At 46.2% G+C, this 16,021-nt stretch carries 14 protein-coding genes; 6 read left to right on the top strand and 8 right to left on the bottom strand.

Annotated elements, in window-relative coordinates; genetic code table 11:
- Positions 1 to 72: 72 nt before the first annotated feature.
- The gene (locus PGH26_RS15575) at positions 73 to 1,131 is read left to right on the top strand and encodes an LLM class flavin-dependent oxidoreductase (protein ID WP_323691923.1); all 1,059 of its coding nucleotides are present in this window, start codon (positions 73 to 75) and stop codon (positions 1,129 to 1,131) included.
- Between the two features lie 46 nt (positions 1,132 to 1,177).
- Here the strand turns inward: PGH26_RS15575 and PGH26_RS15570 are convergent, their stop codons facing one another.
- Together PGH26_RS15570 and PGH26_RS15565 are read right to left on the bottom strand one after the other, a co-directional pair.
- The gene (locus tag PGH26_RS15570) at positions 1,178 to 1,438 is read right to left on the bottom strand and encodes a hypothetical protein (RefSeq protein ID WP_323691922.1); all 261 of its coding nucleotides are present in this window, start codon (positions 1,436 to 1,438) and stop codon (positions 1,178 to 1,180) included.
- A gap of 37 nt (positions 1,439 to 1,475) precedes the next feature.
- The gene (locus PGH26_RS15565; protein ID WP_323691921.1) at positions 1,476 to 1,700 is read right to left on the bottom strand and encodes a hypothetical protein; all 225 of its coding nucleotides are present in this window, start codon (positions 1,698 to 1,700) and stop codon (positions 1,476 to 1,478) included.
- A 247-nt stretch (positions 1,701 to 1,947) separates the two neighbouring features.
- Between PGH26_RS15565 and dacB the strand changes: the two genes are divergently transcribed.
- Positions 1,948 to 3,471 (top strand): D-alanyl-D-alanine carboxypeptidase/D-alanyl-D-alanine endopeptidase, encoded by a 1,524-nt coding sequence (gene dacB / locus PGH26_RS15560; protein WP_323691920.1) that lies wholly within the window; start codon positions 1,948 to 1,950, stop codon positions 3,469 to 3,471.
- Positions 3,472 to 3,627: 156 nt separating this feature from the next.
- On the opposite strand, the gene PGH26_RS15555 is transcribed toward dacB, so the two are convergent.
- Together PGH26_RS15555 and PGH26_RS15550 are read right to left on the bottom strand one after the other, a co-directional pair.
- Positions 3,628 to 4,974, bottom strand: a complete 1,347-nt coding sequence (locus tag PGH26_RS15555; protein WP_323691919.1) for a GntP family permease — start codon at positions 4,972 to 4,974, stop codon at positions 3,628 to 3,630.
- Positions 4,975 to 6,114 (bottom strand): glycerate kinase, encoded by a 1,140-nt coding sequence (locus tag PGH26_RS15550; protein WP_323691918.1) that lies wholly within the window; start codon positions 6,112 to 6,114, stop codon positions 4,975 to 4,977. It lies immediately after the preceding gene.
- Positions 6,115 to 6,243: 129 nt separating this feature from the next.
- Here PGH26_RS15550 and PGH26_RS15545 point away from each other — a divergent pair, with 129 nt between their 5' ends.
- Positions 6,244 to 7,329, top strand: coding sequence for a CdaR family transcriptional regulator (locus PGH26_RS15545; RefSeq protein ID WP_323691917.1), 1,086 nt, complete (start codon positions 6,244 to 6,246; stop codon positions 7,327 to 7,329).
- A 22-nt stretch (positions 7,330 to 7,351) separates the two neighbouring features.
- Here the strand turns inward: PGH26_RS15545 and pgeF are convergent, their stop codons facing one another.
- From pgeF to PGH26_RS15530, 3 genes are all read right to left on the bottom strand, one after another.
- Positions 7,352 to 8,110 carry a peptidoglycan editing factor PgeF gene (gene pgeF, locus PGH26_RS15540; RefSeq protein WP_323691916.1) on the bottom strand — a complete coding sequence of 253 codons (759 nt, stop codon included), beginning with the start codon at positions 8,108 to 8,110 and terminating at the stop codon, positions 7,352 to 7,354.
- Positions 8,111 to 8,233: 123 nt separating this feature from the next.
- Entirely contained in the window at positions 8,234 to 10,660 is a 2,427-nt protein-coding gene (locus PGH26_RS15535; RefSeq protein ID WP_323691915.1) for a molybdopterin-dependent oxidoreductase, read from the bottom strand.
- Positions 10,661 to 10,673: 13 nt separating this feature from the next.
- Complete coding sequence (locus tag PGH26_RS15530) at positions 10,674 to 11,102, bottom strand: hypothetical protein (protein WP_323691914.1); 429 nt, start codon at positions 11,100 to 11,102, stop codon at positions 10,674 to 10,676.
- A 269-nt stretch (positions 11,103 to 11,371) separates the two neighbouring features.
- On the opposite strand from PGH26_RS15530, the gene PGH26_RS15525 reads away from it, so the two are divergent.
- From PGH26_RS15525 to PGH26_RS15515, 3 genes are all read left to right on the top strand, one after another.
- Positions 11,372 to 12,625, top strand: a complete 1,254-nt coding sequence (locus PGH26_RS15525) for a dicarboxylate/amino acid:cation symporter (protein ID WP_323691913.1) — start codon at positions 11,372 to 11,374, stop codon at positions 12,623 to 12,625.
- 235 nt (positions 12,626 to 12,860) lie between these two features.
- Entirely contained in the window at positions 12,861 to 13,106 is a 246-nt protein-coding gene (locus tag PGH26_RS15520; RefSeq protein WP_323691912.1) for a glutaredoxin family protein, read from the top strand.
- 294 nt (positions 13,107 to 13,400) lie between these two features.
- Positions 13,401 to 14,633, top strand: a complete 1,233-nt coding sequence (locus PGH26_RS15515; RefSeq protein WP_323691911.1) for a Zn-dependent hydrolase — start codon at positions 13,401 to 13,403, stop codon at positions 14,631 to 14,633.
- Between the two features lie 308 nt (positions 14,634 to 14,941).
- Here PGH26_RS15515 and allD read toward each other — a convergent pair whose 3' ends face one another.
- Entirely contained in the window at positions 14,942 to 15,991 is a 1,050-nt protein-coding gene (allD, locus tag PGH26_RS15510) for an ureidoglycolate dehydrogenase (protein ID WP_323691910.1), read from the bottom strand.
- Positions 15,992 to 16,021 lie beyond the last annotated feature (30 nt).

Here is a 16,021-nt window from a genome sequence, read left to right as displayed (position 1 = left end):
CATTCTTTCCCCATTTCTGTGCATTCACGAGTACAATAGAGAAACCAACAATGCGCTTAGGAGGAACAAACGATGGAGATAGGAATTAGTACGTTCGTTGAAACAACGCCAGATCCGGAAACCAGAGAGATTAAAAGTCATGCAGAACGGCTGCGTGAAGTGGTCGAGGAGATTGTGCTGGCAGACCGTGTTGGCCTTGACGTGTTTGGTGTCGGTGAACATCATCGGGCAGATTACGCGGCATCTTCCCCAGCCGTTTTACTGGCTGCAGCGGCTTCTCAAACCTTTAATATTCGCCTAACCAGTGCAGTTACTGTATTATCCTCTGCGGATCCAGTGCGTGTGTTTCAGGATTTTGCCACACTTGACGGAATTTCAAATGGACGTGCTGAAATTATGGCTGGCCGAGGGTCATTCATCGAATCGTTCCCGTTATTCGGACAAGATCTATCGGACTATAATGAGTTGTTCAATGAGAAATTGGACTTGTTATTGAATTTACGTGAGTCAGAAGTGGTTTCTTGGGATGGAAAGCATCGACCTGCAATCGATCGCAGGGGTGTATATCCGCGGCCTGTGCAAGAACCATTACCAGTCTGGATAGGCAGCGGAGGGAATCCAGAATCAGTCGTACGCGCAGGGAAGTTAGGATTGCCGCTCGTGCTGGCAATTATCGGAGGACAGCCAACACAATTTGCGCCACTGGTACAATTGTATAAGCGAACAGCCGCAGCCGCAGGACACGATGTATCAAAATTGAAAATTGCATCTCATTCCCATGGGTTCGTTGGAGAAACAACGCGGGCTGCTGCGGATGCATTTTTCCCGTCTACCCAATATGCCATGAATGTAATTGGCAAAGAGCGCGGCTGGACACCTTATACTCGTGATGCATACGATGATGCAAGAGGTCCAGAAGGGGCTTTATATGTAGGCGATCCAGATTATGTAGCCAAAAAAATTATCAAGTTGCGGAAAGAAGTAGGAATTACGAGGTTCTTACTCCACGTCCCAGTAGGGTCTATGCCGCATGACGAAGTGATGAGTGCAATCCGTTTGCTCGGTGCAGAAGTAGCACCAAGAGTACGGGAAGCGATTGCGCAATGGGAAACAGAATCTAGAGGTGAATAAAAGAGGGCGGCAGGGTGTTAACCACTGCCGCTCTTTTTTGGGGGGGTTAAGATAGGAATGAAAAACTAACTAGCCATTTCTGCACAATCCACAGAATGAGTAGAAGACTTGCTAGTTTCAAAAATTTGCCCCACCCTTTTTTATCAACAAATAGGAAAATGATTGAAAAATAAGCTGCCTCAATTGAGCCAATAATCCATTCAGATAAATGCAGCCACACGCCAATACTTGCAATGACCAGTATAACAACCAAATGTATCCCGTCGTTAGGTTCGTTGACGGTTTCGTCTTGAGTTGTTTCTCTCATTATAAACGCCCCTTTCATAGCTCTGCTCGTACATGAGCTAGAACCCGCCCGTTTCAGTGGAGAACCCGCCCGTTAAGCGTCGGAACCCGCTCATTCCAGAGGAGACCCCGCCCGTTAAGCGTCGGAACCCGCTCATTCCAGAGGAGAACCCGCTCGTTAAGCGTCGGAACCCGCTCATTCCAGAGGAGACCCCGCCCGTTAAGCGTCGGAACCCGCTCATTCCAGAGGAGAACCCGCCCGTTAAGATCTGGTACCCGCTCATTAAGCATCAGAACCCGCCCGTTTAACCTGTAGCTCAACCGTCTTTCCACAACCTAAATCATTTTTTAACCGGGTTATATACCTTTACTGACATACATAAACTATATCGGTAGTTGATATTATGGGACAGGCGACCTATGCGAGGGTTCTGTAACTAACCCATCAAATTCTGATTATTCTCTATTATAACAGTTTATTCCACTCGATAATTGATATACTAAAGAAAAATTGAAGGGAAATGGTATTGAATGCTGAACAAACGAACTGGAAAACAACTACTCTTAGTTGCCATTTTACTCGCCGTTGCATATCTCCCCATCGCTTATGAACAAACCATCCCTGCACTCGCTGCCTCAGCGGCTTTCATCACGCCGCCAGCGAATGCATCCGTAACGTTGTCTAAGAAATTGGACGTCCTCCTAGCAGATCCAAAATTGAAGGGCGGAATAACGGGAGTCAGTGTTCGAAAGGCGGATACTGGAAAATCGATCTATTCGCATATGGGGGATATTCGATTGAGACCTGCTTCTAACATGAAACTTCTGACGGGCGCTGCTGCATTAGATGTTCTTGGATCTGACTATCGATTCCAAACCGAAGTGGTAACTGCGAGTAAGCAGAAGGGTTCTGCTCTTCAAGGGGATGTCTATTTAGTGGGCAAAGGAGATCCTGCACTTCTTCAAAGTGACCTCGTGAAATTTGCTGAAGAGTTGAAGCAACAAGGCATTAAAACCATCAAAGGAAATTTGTTTGCAGATGACAGCTGGTATGATGATGATCGGTACTCCCAGGACTTGAATTGGTCGGATGAATTCAACTATGTTGGCGCACAAGTATCGGCTCTCACGCTATCTCCGAACGAAGATTATGATACAGGAACCGTTATAGTCGAAGTGAAGCCGGGAGCAAAAAAGGGTGAGCTGCCGGCTGTCACGTTAACGCCAAAAACCGAAACGTCCGTAATTGTAAATGAGGCGAAAACAGTTGGGAAAGATGGAGAAAAGAAGATTTCCATCCATAGGGAACATGGGACGAATCGAATTATTGTAGAAGGTACCATTCCAGTAGGTGCTTCAAGTTCACGTTCATGGACGGCCGTTTGGCAGCCATCGGAGCTGGTACTTGATGTATTTAGAAGTGCGTTGCAAAAAGAAGGAATTCAAGTGCTTGGAAAAAGCGGACTTCAGCGTGGAGTTGCCCCTGAAAATGCGAAAGCCCTTGTAACTAAAAAGTCTATGCCGTTGAATGAAATCTATATTCCATTCATGAAACTGAGTAACAATGGGCATGCGGAAATGCTTGTGAAAGAAATGGGAAGAGTGGAAAAGGGCGAAGGCAGCTGGAACGCAGGCCTCTCAGTGATGTCTGAAACACTTGAGAGGCTCGGAATCACAAAGGGGACGGTTCTGCTGCGCGACGGTTCCGGGATGTCCCACAAAAACTTAGTCTCATCTGAAACGCTGACGACACTTCTCGTACGCGCTCAAGACGAACCTTGGTATCCGGCTTTCAGAGAATCACTGCCGCTCGCGGGTGAAGGGGATCGCATGGTTGGCGGAACACTCCGCAATCGTATGACAGGGGATTCTACGAAAGGAAACGTGGCTGCAAAAACAGGCTCCATCACTGGTGTCTCCACGCTGTCGGGATATGTAACGACTAAAAAAGGAACACCCCTGGTTTTCTCGATTATAATAAACAATTACATTATGGGACCCGTAACTCAAATAGAAGACGCTATTGCCACAGCACTTGCAGAATCAGATTTATAATCAAAAAACAGACCTGCTGGAGTGTAAACTCCAGCAGGTCTGTTTTTTTCAGTGGAAGCGAGTCACTATGTCTTCGAGATCGAATCTACGAGAGTTAATAAATACGAATTCCTGAGTAACGCTCCCGCCATGTTCCATTCGCTGTTCAGATTTCAATCATACAAGAACCAGCCATAATAACATCGTAACGGCAATGGTCGTAACACCCATCAGTAAAGTCGCCATCGTTTGAGCTTTATAGGCGTCTGTCACTTTCATGCCGCTGAATTCTGTCACGACCCAGAAGAAACTGTCGTTTACATGACTCACGGTCATTGCACCGGCTCCTACAGCCATCACAACCAGTGCAAGCGGAATCGCTCCTTCAATCCCCATTGCAGGAAGCAGCGGTGCTACTAAGGTGGAAGCAATAACCAATGCAGCAGTGGAAGAACCTTGCGCGGTTTTCAGAGCTGCGGATATGAAGAACGGAACGAGTAGGAATAACGCACCGCCTGCAAGCGCAGTGAAGTTCATTTCACCAATCAGTTCAGCGACACCTGAAGTGGCAATCACTTTACCAAATGCCCCGCCGGCCCCAGTAATCAGTAAGATAGGAGCTGCTTCCTTAAGACCTTCGCCAATCCAGCCGGTAAGTGTTTCTTCGTTCAATTTTGGCAACAGCAGGAACGCTGCAAGCACTCCAAACAGCAATGCAACGGAAGGGGAACCAATGAACTGTAAGAATGAGCTGAAGCTGCTTTCTCCCATTGTGAGCTTTGCAACAGAACCCGCTCCAATTAAGATAATTGGCAAGACAATCGGAAGAAATGCTTTAAACGCTGAAGGCATTTCCCCAAAAGACTTTACAATTTCATCATAGTCGAATGTAACGGATTCTTCGTCCTCAGGAACAGTAATCTTTGATCCGACCTTTACAGCCCATAAGTATCCGACAACAGTTGCTGGAATTGCAACGATTAGACCGATTAAAATAATAACCCCTAAATAACCTTCGGCTCCGATATTCCCGGCAGCTGCAATCGGACCGGGAGTAGGGGGGACAAGAGTATGTGTCGCGAACAATCCTGTCGCCAGTGCAACAGACATAGATGCGATTGTCACCCCAGCACGTTTTGCAAGCGCTTTCTTTAGGCTTGTTAAAATGACAAATCCTGAGTCGCAAAATACAGGAATGGAGACGATATAACCGATGAGTGACATGGCAAGTTGAGGGCGCTTTTCCCCAATAACACGTAAAACAACTTCAGCCATTCTATAAGCGGCACCGGATTTCTCAAGGATGACACCAATGATAGTACCAGCAACGATGACAATTCCGATTCCTTTCATGAGCCCGCCAAATCCTTCGTTCACTGTATCTACAACAGTCAATAGCGGCATTCCCGATGTAATTCCAATGAAAAATGCACCTGCAAGAAGTGATAAGAATGGATGGACTTTCAAAACGGCTGTTAAAAAGATAATAAGAACGACACTTAAAATAATCATGGCAAACAACATTTAACATTCCTCCTTATTTTTATAGTGCAGAATTGCCTGTTTAGTGGTTTCTTTTAACAAACTATACGGATTCGACATCGCATCAGCTGCTGTAATGCTATCCGAAGTGAGGGCGTGCACACCTGCAAATAAGTCAGCGAGTGCGGTGTGACTTTCCGGCATGATTGTTCCAGATACAAGCAGTACAGGGACACTTTTTTGTTGAGCCGCCTGTGCGATTCCGTAAGGCGTTTTCCCTGAGAATGTTTGACTGTCAGAACGGCCTTCCCCTGTAATAACGAGATCAGCGGTTTTTAAGTATTTATCAAAATGGAGTGTTTCCAGAACGACGTTTATGCCTGGCTGGAAAGTACTCGAGAAAAAGACTTGGAACACGCCTCCTGCTCCGCCAGCAGCACCAGCACCAGGAGCATGATGCAGAGAGATTCCTGTATGCTTTTCTATAATGTCTGCAAAGTTGGTAAGACTGCTGTCGAGAAGTTCAACATCAGCGCTGGAAGCCCCTTTTTGCGGTCCGAAAACGGCTGAAGCTCCATCTGGTCCTATGAATGGATTTGTAACATCTGCCGCAATTAAAAACTTGCTTTCAGCGATTCGCGGGTCAAAAAAGGCAGAATCAATGGCATGCAGACTTTGCAACGCGCCCCCGCCTTTAGGAAGTTCATCCCCATTCGAATCCAGCAACCTCATGCCTAAGGCTTGTAAAATTCCTGCGCCGCCATCATTTGTGGCACTTCCGCCAAGGCCGATTATAAAGTCACGGAAACCTGCATTAAGCGCATGGACGAGTAATTGCCCGGTTCCAAATGATGAGGTCATAAGTGGATTTCGTTCTTGATCAGTCAGACGCATCAAACCGGAAGCTTCTGCTAATTCAATAACGCAGGCAGCGCAATCCCCGAGCATTCCGTAGCGTGCGGGGATGAGGCGGCCAAGTGGTCCTTCAACGAGCAGAGATACAAATTTCCCATTCGTTGCATCGACTAAACTTTGCATCGTCCCTTCTCCGCCATCAGCGGCAGGCAATAAAACAGATGTGCTGTCCGGGTCTGCCGCTCGGATACCTTCAGCCATAGCTTCAGCTGCTTGCAGAGCAGACAAACTTCCTTTAAAAGAGTCTGGTGCTACGAGTATTTTCATGAATGCATCATTCCTATCAAGTAGTAGTTGATGTCTATCATTATATGTACAGAATAGTCAAAATACATTAGACTTGGTGTATAAGAATCTATTAGATTTGAAGAATTTTTTATACATTGGGGTGGAGTTGTGCTGACGAAACGGCTTGCGGAGGATATCGTAGAACAGACAATGTTTAGATTGGCGCGTAATTTGAATGTGATGGATACAAACGGAATGATTTTGGCTTCAGGTGAAAGAGAACGGGTGAATCGAATTCATGAAGGAGCGGCCCATGTTGCAAAAACGGGAACGCCGCTTTGGATTGACGCAACTAATCTAAGGGATTGGCCGGGCTCCAAGCCTGGCGTAAATTTACCAATTCACTATCAATCTCGACTGGTCGGTGTAATTGGAATATCTGGATTTGAAAAAGAGTTGCGCGATGTAGCGACTCTCGTCCAGTTGACGACGGAAATGATGGTTCACCAGTCTTTATTGACCTCTGAATCGGAGTGGAAAAGGACGGCTGGAGAATTGGTATTTAAAGAGGTAGTCAGCGGGCTTCCCATTTCAGGTGTTACACGGGATCGGATGAACATGTTATCGATTTCCCTGAAAGGCCCGTTTACGATTGTGATCGTTCATCAAAATAAGACAACGGGCACGCCGAATCATCTAGCGGATTGGCTGGCAGAAACGCTGGCAGTTCGTTCAGTTTTGGCTGGAGCTGACCAGGGGAATACCATTCCATTTCTAATATGGGGGTTGGATCGGGAACACGTGAACAAAAGAGTGAAATGGGCTTGTGAACAGCAAAGGGGTTCGATTCTGAAGATTGGAATCGGTAAGACGGTTTGCGGAGAAGAGGATATCGTTTTGGCCTATGAATCTGCCCGCCAGGCAATCCAATTCGGGGAAGCGGAAGTACTCATCAGTGATTTTGAAAAAATAGAAGTTCAGGCGTTGATGGGAGCATATCAACAAGCTTTGCATAGGCAATACATCGAGAGGGTATTGGGCAGTCTGAATGAACAGCTGCTGGAAACACTTAAAACGTATTTAGACCATGATCAGCATGCAAAAAAGACGTCAGAAGAGCTTGGGATCCACCGGCACACACTCTCGTACCGCCTTAAACGCATTTCTGAACTCACCGGGCTGGACCCGACTCGATTTAACTCAGCGGTCCAATTGTATTATGCGATCGTGCTTAAAGAAGGAGCACAAACTTAAAAACCGAGCGCTATCTGCTCGGTTACTTTAATCCGATGAATGCCAAATGGCGCCCTGCCATTTTGTCCTGCCGGTACGAAAACCCATCGTCACTTTGAAATGTACATGTTGGATTGATTTCAATATTAGTACTTGGAATGCCCGCAAGTTCACATTGGGCTTTCACAGTCTGCTGGTTATCAATATGATATTTACCGGTAGTTTCGTTAAACGAAATCCACGGTTCCGCGTAGCCAAGACTATGAAACTTTTCGTAGACGTCACGGTCCACTTCAAACTTTTCTTGGCTCAGTGCGGGCCCGATAAAGACTTGGAAATCTTCCGGTCTGCACATCTCCATCTCGATTAAATGCTTCAGCAATTTAGGCGTAATCTCTTTGACAGTGCCTTGCCAGCCAGAATGGACGACACCGACGATGCCCGCGGGTTCGTTGGAAAGAAGTACGGGAACACAATCCGCCATGAAGCCGGCAAGAACGATGTCCCGTTCGCTAGTGTAGAGTGCATCTGTATTCGGGATTGCAGTTGCCTGGTCTAATGCGCCTCTCCCTCTATCAGCAGCTGTTACTTTGTAGAAGTTAGCACTGTGGGTTTGGTTTGCGCATACCAAGTCCTCTGCTGTATAACCAAGGGATGTTGCGAGCATTCTCCGATTTCTAAGGACATCGGTCCGATCAAGACAGGCATGCAGTGCCATGTTATTTTGTTCACAAGCATCAATGTCTTTCATCGTTATCCCGCCGAACCAATTTCCGTTTGTCCGGATCATCATTTTTTTCATAATCATCACCTGACTTCACTATACCGAAATCCGGCATCTAATTGAAGGAGAATCTGCCGGGATGGCAGTGAAAGAAAAGGTTAATGAAAAGAGTCCGCCCTGAGGACGAACCCTTTCGTACATTTACATCTTGTTCCGATATGGCAAATAAGGCTGGATCGGTGTATTGATAATGGAAGCAGGAATTTCCAAAGAAGTCCCCATTTGAATTTCATAAGGTGTTGTCACCTGATTTGCTGCCAATAGTTCAGCAGCAGTAATTCCGTAATTTGCCGCGATGGACTCTAAAGATTCATCTTTTTGGACGTGATGGGTATCACGCAACTTTTCCACTTTGCAGGCAGCCTGTTTGAACAGCGGCTGTTTGGAAAGTGGATCGACTAAGTCGATGGTAAGCTCATTTGCCGCCTCTTTTTTATCCCAGTTCCCAAAATGGAATGGGACAAAAATCAGTCCTTTTTGAACAACCGTTCCGATACGAGCGGGCACTTCAATGACACCGCGCGGAGACGTAATACGGACAACTTCACCTTCCAAAATTCCGAGTGCAGATGCGTCCTGCTCATTGATTTCCACATAACCGTGCTGTGCAGCCATATGGAGAATTGGAGATCGAGCGGTTTTTGTCCGAGTGTGCCAATGCCAAACGAGCCTGCCCGTCGTCAACCATAATGGGTACTCATCATTCGGCTGCTCAAATGGAGGAACGTGGCGGGTCGGACGCAAGATTGCGCGTCCATCTGCTCCGATATCCTCAAATTCCTCTTTGGAGAGGGCACGGCCAGTGAATTGGTCCTTCCCGAATGTTTGGGCATCATCCGGTTTTGTATGGAATTTGAAATCCGAGTAAAGGCGCGGTGTACCTTTAGATTGTTCATCAGGTACAGGCCAGCGAAGTCCGTTTTCTTTCTCGAGACGCTCATAGGTGATTCCCGACATGTCACATGGACGTCCTTTTGAAATAACCTTGAATTCCTCGAAGCATTCTTCTGGCGTATTGTATGCCACTAATGGCTGTCCATCTTTGTCCTTGAAGTCCATCCGTTTTGCAAACTCCAATAAGATTTCAAAGTCGGTTTTGATGCCTTCAGGAGGGTTCACCGCTTTCCTCAACAGATTGATGGTTCGGTCGGCATTCTCCATGGTTCCTTCCTTTTCGCCCCACAATGCTGCAGGCAATATGACGTCCGCAACAGCAGAAGTTTCGGTCATAAATGGATCTTGGACAATGACAAACGTGCTTTCCAGGGCCTTGCGTGCTCTTTCGCGATTTGGCAGGGAAACCATAGGGTTTGTTCCAATATTCCAGAATAGACCGACTTTCTTCTTTTCAATCAAAGACAGAATATCTTCAATCCCTTTTTCCGGTCCAGCAGGCAAAGTTTTTTCCTCCACATTCCACAGCTCTGCCATTTCTTTAATATGGACAGGATTCGTAGGATTCCGATGAGCGGGGTAAGTTCCCACTCCGCCAGCAGTGCGATTCGCTGAAGAGCTTGGCTGACCCGCCATATGAAGAGGACCGCATCCGGGTTTTCCGATTAGACCCCGTATCAGATGCAGGTTATTAATGGCGACACACGAAGTAGTCGCTTCAGCACTTTGATAAACGCCTTGCAGCGTAGTCGTGACAAGAGAAGGCGTGGAACCGAGGACGTTTGCGAGCGTTTGTAATTTTTCAATTGGCACTTCCGTAACTTTAGCTGCTCGTTCCAGTGTCCAGTCCTGGACAGAATCCTTCATATCTTCAAATCCAACAGTGTGTTCATCGATGAATGACTGGTCGAGCTTGCCGTTCTGCAGTATCTCACGAACAACCCCATTAAGTAATGGCAGGTTTGCACCGGGTTTCACCGGAATATGAAGATCTGCTTCCTTGGCAGTAAGCGTTTCACGCGGGTCCACAACAATCAGGTACGGTTTCCCTGTTCGCTTTTTTCGATCCATGATCCGTTCAAATAGGACCGTTCCGGTTTCTGCAGCGTTATGGCCGAAAAGCATGAGTGTTTCGGTTTCGTCAATGTCATCGTATGAAGCAGGTGTGCCATCTGCACCGAATGATTGCAGGAGGCAAAACTCGGTTGTTGCTGTACATAAACGTGTATTCGCATCGAGAAGGTGTGTTTGTAATCCGGCCCGTCCGATTTTAGCGGTTGTGTAATAATCCTCCAAGAAGCCTTGTCCTGTCGAATAGATGCTTATACTGTTCGGTCCTAGTTCTTTGATGGTCTCTTTTGCCTTATGGATGATCAAATCAAAAGCTTCATCCCACGTGGCCTTCTCAAGCAGTCCTTGAGCATTCCTGATCAGGGGAGAAGTGATCCGGTCGGGAGCCTGGTTGGCCTGCCATTGGTTTTCGCCTTTAGGACCTAGTCTGCCGCGATTTGTTGGATGATCTCCATTTCCTTTGATTCCTACAATTTGCTCATCTTTTATAGCTATATAGCAGCCGCAGCCTACGGAGCAAATATTGCAGGTGCTGTACACCCATTTATCGGGATCTCCTTGACTGTAAACATTTTGGTCAATCCGTTCTTCTTGCCAGGACATAGTGTTCTCCTCCTTATTTAGTAGCGGGTAGATAAAATGTTGGAATCACATATTTTACTTCCATATGGCCATAATCCTTTTCAAGGACTTCAGCAGCCTCTTCTAATTTTGTATGGATCACATGCATGGAGTTTCCGAGTTTCTGTTCGATCTTCGCGGATTCATCTGGAACCCAGTTTACAGCCCGTGCCCAAGATTCATAGAACGGCATAGCCACTTCGTTTGCATGATAAACATGAGTGCACTCTTTTTTAAAGGATGAAAGTGGCGGGTTTGACTGATCCGTCAGTTCATCCAGCAACAGGCGAAGGGACGCTTGTTGATCTGTAAGCGTTTGCTTGAGCAATACCAGCAGGGGATGGTCATATGAGCCAATCGCAGCAATAGCTTGCGCGCTTTCACACTGAACTTCTGAAAAAAGGTTCTTCAAGTGGGTGGTCACTAGTTTTCCCTCCTTATAAAATGTCTTCACTAATATGTAAACTACCACTCTTGCGTGCGAGTAAAACAATAATTCCAATAACTTATGCGGAAGTATCAAGATTAGGGTGTAAGCGGTGACTCGTTAGGGAATAATGAAGGAGATGACTAGCTTGTAAAAGCAGAGACATTGACAAGCTTTTTTTTGTGCATTATTGTAGACTATTATATTCCCTAGTATGCAGATAGGAATTAATCAGAAATATAGAGAAAAGGGGATGCCGACATACAATGAAAGCGCTCTGGAACCGATATGCGAACGCATCTTTAATCCTTAAAATAACGATAGCTTTAATACTTGGAATAGTGGTTGGATTGCTTATGGGCGAGCAAGCAGCAGTGTTTGCGCCACTAGGTGATCTGCTGATCCGTCTTTTGACGTTCTTAATCATTCCTCTTATCCTCTTTACACTCATCGTCGGTGTAAATCAAACGACACTATCGAATCTGGGCCGCATGGGCGGGAAAGTATTCATTTATTATACGGTCAGTTCTGCAATCGCGATTACGGTAGGACTCGCAGTTGCCACGCTATTCCAGCCTGGGTCTGGCATGAAGCTGGATGGGAATGCGTCGTTCGATGTGCCGGATAATCCTGGCATTGTCAATGTCTTGCTGAATATTGTCCCTTCGAATATTGTCACTGCCTTTACGGAAATGAACTTGCTTGGAATTATTTTTACAGCACTCGTTTTTGGGATTGCAATTTCTGCGATGCGCAGTTCAGAAGGATTGAACGAACTTGGCAATCATCTGATGAAAACGGTCAGTGCATTGAACGAAGCTTCATTATTCATCCTAAAAGGGATTTTGCAATATGTTCCGATTGGTGTATTTGCAATTATGGCGAAAACAGTGGGAAGCCAGGGGATAGACACACTCCTCTCATTAGGAGGAATGATTGGTGTACTCTACGCGGCTTTGTTTGCACAAATTGTTTTATATGTTGTTGCCATGCTGCTGTTTAAAGTAAATCCACTTACATTTTTCAAGCACGCTCGGAGCCCGATTGCGACAGCATTCGTTACACAAAGCAGTGCGGGTGCATTGCCCTTGTCGTTAACAGCTGCGCATGATTTAGGATTGCCGCGCAGTTTATATGGATTCAGTTTACCGCTCGGCGCTACGATCAATATGGATGGCGCTGCGATACGAATCGCGGTATCTGCCGTCTTTGCAGCTAATATATCCGGTAACCCTTTGTCCTTGACGGATATGTTATTGGTGGTTTTAATCGGGACACTAGCTTCCATTGGCACTGCAGGGGTTCCCGGTGCAGGGATTGTCATGATTGCGACAGTTTTTGTACAACTCGGTTTGCCTATCGAAGCGGTCGCTTTGCTGACTTCAATTGACGCGTTAATTGGCATGGGTGCAACAGCACTGAACGTCACAGGTGACCTTGTAGGAACGACGCTTATCAGCCGGACTGAAAAACGAAAGAGTACTTTAAAAGAACAAGAAGAAACGGCCGCACAATCTTAAAATAGTTGCATATAGATTACTAAAAGCAGTGGACAAAGACAGATTTTCGTCTTTGTTAGCTGCCTTTTTTATAAGAAACAAAGTTGCCTGATAGGTTACGTCCATTCACAACCATCTGAGGTTTTAGACTTTTAGTGAGGTGTTAAAGGAATAGGAATAGTAGAGAGCTGAATAATTGATTTAATACCTTTGGGGGTATATGATGAAGTCAATCACATCATAAGGAGTGTATGTTATGACAACTCAAGCTACCGTTTATGTTTCTAATACGTGCCCTTATTGCACAATGATGACGAATTACTTGGATGAACAAGAGATTACCTATGAAACAATTAATGTCTCACAAGATCCGGAAGCAGGAAAACGTCTTGTAAAAACGACTGGACAGATGGGGGTGCCTCAAACCAAATTGAATGACGTTTGGATTTTAGGTTTTGATCCCGAGGGTATTCAAAAAGCGCTTCGTGGAGAATCTCAGTGAAACATTTTATTTACAAATTCCGCTGTATGACATGTTCGAATGAAACAGATGCGGAGAAAGAAATGACACGAAAACTCTTTCCGAAATTTTGCATAGGACACGCAGCACTTTTTGCAACTGGTATTTTTCTTGTGATTATGGAATGGATGAACTGATAAACCGGCGTTCCCTGCAGTGAAAAGGGAACGCCGGTTTGATTTTTTTCTATGAAATTGCGATACTTTACAGTAGGAGTGAACGAATTTTTCGTGAATTATTTTGCATCACGCTACTTATATGAAAAGGGGAATTGCCATGAAGCTGGATCGATTGCGTCAGTCATTTGAAGAACTTGCGAAGTTTACAGACGAAGGAGAAGGCATCAACCGGCTTGCTTACACGGAAACAGAGCGCAATGCTCGAGAGTATATGATCCGCCAGTTTGAAGATGCGGGTCTTACTGTGCGTACAGATTACGCGGGAAATGTGATCGCACGCCGTGAAGGAATGACCGCTGAGCTGCCTGTCGTAGCAACGGGTTCTCATATTGACTCGGTCTACGCAGCAGGAGAGTTTGATGGAACAGCTGGTGTGCTTGTTGCACTTGAAGTAATGCGTTCCCTCGAAGACGAAAACATTAAAACAGAGCATTCGATGGAAGTCATTATCTTTGCATGCGAGGAATCATCACGTTTTGGAGCTTCCACCCTTGGCAGCAAAGCCATGTCCGGACGATTGGATCCTGCATACACCCGGTCACTGACGGATCGAAACGGCATCACCCTTATGCAGGCGTTTGAAGAAAATGGACTCGATTTAGAAGAAGTCCATTTAGCGATGCGTTTTCAAGATGAGTTCAAAGCATTTGTAGAACTGCACATCGAACAAGGCCCGGTTTTAGAAAAGCAAAACGCATCCATCGGGGTCGTCTCAGCTATTGCAGCGCCTGTTCGATTCCATGTTCATGTCGGGGGAACCGCAGACCACTCAGGGACAACTCCAATGGATTATCGCCATGATGCATTACTTGGCGGTGCTGAAATTGCATTAGCTGTTGAGCAAGCTGCACTAGAAGAGCTTGAGTATGGCACAGTTGGTACGGTAGGCGTTTTTTCAATAAAACCTGGAGCGATGAATGTTGTCCCAAGTGCAACGGAAATGGACGTCGACATTCGAGGAACGAACACAGAATCACGGCACCGCGTCGTTTCTGCACTTGAAAAGGCAGTCAAAGAAGTAGCTGAAGCGCGCGGGTTAGACGTTTGGATGGACGCCATCTCCAGTGAAGAACCGGTTCAAATGGACGCTGGTATCGTGAACGAATTCAAAGCTGTATGTGAAGAACGCGGCGTGAAGTGGCTGGAAATGCCAAGCGGTGCGGGACACGACGCCATGAATATGGCGGCATTCTGTCCGACAGGTATGATTTTTGTGCCATCTAAAGACGGACTTAGTCATAACCCTGCGGAATACACATCCATGGAAGAATTGCTTGAAGGGGCAGAAGTGTTACGCGCATTCATGTTAAGACAAGCGAAAATGATTTAACTACCCGAGTAGTGCAGTGGGACAGAAATTGTCTAGCTGCGCTGCTTTTTTGCGGATATGATTTTGCTCATTCCCTCTAAAATACATCCATCGATGAGTTACCTCGTCGAAAGGCCTGGAAAGCGCCGCTAATTAACTCCCTTAACGAACTTGAATTGTGCCCCGTTATCGAGAAATCGCTCCAAGTGTAGGAGAAACGCGCGCGAGTGATGGAGAAAACCTCCCAGATGAAGGTCAATCCCCATAATCTGATCGACAAGTAGAAAAGTCATCAAAAAAGAGGACCCACTCGTAGTGGGTCCTCTAGTTTATTTTGCAAAAGGATCTTTATGATCATACTGGTTATGATGAACAACATCACTCCGTAAGTAGTCGAGAATTTCATCCACAATCTCAACGCCATTTTTCAAAGACTCCTTCTCTTGAAGCGTAGTGTTTTGACCGGGGTAGAGCACTTGGTCGAATCCTGGAGCAGGTTTCACTTCGTTCAATTCTTTCATCATGCCTGAAATATTGGCGCGGAACAGGTCAGTGCTGGTGAAGGCACCTGGATCGATAACGATGTGGAGCTGCCCTAACTCTCTTCCTGCAGTCATGTCATGGTACATCGAGGAAACGTGCTTGCCAAACGGAAGTCCCAGCAGCACACCGGACAAGATATCTACCATCATCATTAGACCGTATCCTTTAGGCCCGGCAATTGGAAGCAGCCCTGTCACTTTGAAAGGATCTGTTGTCGGAACACCATCTTTGTCAACTGCCCACGTATCTGGAATGGTTTCACCTTTCGACCGTGCGTGCAAAATCTTCCCCCATGCTTGAATGCTTGTCGCCATATCAAAGATGATTTTATCGTCACCTTCACCAGGCGCGGCAAATGCAATGGGGTTTGTGCCAAAATACGGCTCAGCTCCGCCAAAAGGAACAACCATTGGATCAGACTGACACATTGAAATTCCAATCATTCCAGCTTCTGCAGCTTGTTGAACGAAATACGACATGGCTCCACTATGGCTCATCCGGCGAATGCCAACAACGGCAGTACCATTCTCCCGAGCCATCTCTATCGCACGGGTCATCGCATCTTTTGCAGCAACATGCCCAACACCGTTATCAGCATCCAGCACTGCGGTACCCGGACCGGTCTGCTTGAATTGAACGTCTGGGTTTACCGTAATGCCGCCTTTCGCAATTCGCTCTGCATAATACTCCGTCCGCATTGCTCCGTGTGAAAAAATCCCGCGAGCATCTGCGTGAGCAAGTACGTCTGCCACTACACCGGCATCTTCTCGTTTCAGCCCCGCTTGTGTAAGTTTGTTCGCCATCAATTCTTTCAATTCATTAATCGATATATTCATCCCTGACACTCCTTTTGGCTTCACTAGTAA

It is taken from the genome of Sporosarcina jeotgali (genome assembly GCF_033304595.1).
Classification (GTDB): Bacteria; Bacillota; Bacilli; order Bacillales_A; family Planococcaceae; genus Sporosarcina; species Sporosarcina jeotgali.
Note: the sequence above shows the minus strand (reverse complement) of the source record. Positions and strands in the feature narration are given on the sequence as shown.

Coding starts and splice junctions, on each gene's coding strand:
- PGH26_RS15575 (WP_323691923.1), top strand. CDS start 73: ATGGAGATAGGAATTAGTACGTTCGTTGAAACAACGCCAGATCCGGAA.
- PGH26_RS15570 (WP_323691922.1), bottom strand. CDS start 1,438: ATGAGAGAAACAACTCAAGACGAAACCGTCAACGAACCTAACGACGGG.
- PGH26_RS15565 (WP_323691921.1), bottom strand. CDS start 1,700: ATGAGCGGGTACCAGATCTTAACGGGCGGGTTCTCCTCTGGAATGAGC.
- dacB (WP_323691920.1), top strand. CDS start 1,948: ATGCTGAACAAACGAACTGGAAAACAACTACTCTTAGTTGCCATTTTA.
- PGH26_RS15555 (WP_323691919.1), bottom strand. CDS start 4,974: ATGTTGTTTGCCATGATTATTTTAAGTGTCGTTCTTATTATCTTTTTA.
- PGH26_RS15550 (WP_323691918.1), bottom strand. CDS start 6,114: ATGAAAATACTCGTAGCACCAGACTCTTTTAAAGGAAGTTTGTCTGCT.
- pgeF (WP_323691916.1), bottom strand. CDS start 8,110: ATGAAAAAAATGATGATCCGGACAAACGGAAATTGGTTCGGCGGGATA.
- PGH26_RS15535 (WP_323691915.1), bottom strand. CDS start 10,660: ATGTCCTGGCAAGAAGAACGGATTGACCAAAATGTTTACAGTCAAGGA.
- PGH26_RS15525 (WP_323691913.1), top strand. CDS start 11,372: ATGAAAGCGCTCTGGAACCGATATGCGAACGCATCTTTAATCCTTAAA.
- PGH26_RS15520 (WP_323691912.1), top strand. CDS start 12,861: ATGACAACTCAAGCTACCGTTTATGTTTCTAATACGTGCCCTTATTGC.
- PGH26_RS15515 (WP_323691911.1), top strand. CDS start 13,401: ATGAAGCTGGATCGATTGCGTCAGTCATTTGAAGAACTTGCGAAGTTT.
- allD (WP_323691910.1), bottom strand. CDS start 15,991: ATGAATATATCGATTAATGAATTGAAAGAATTGATGGCGAACAAACTT.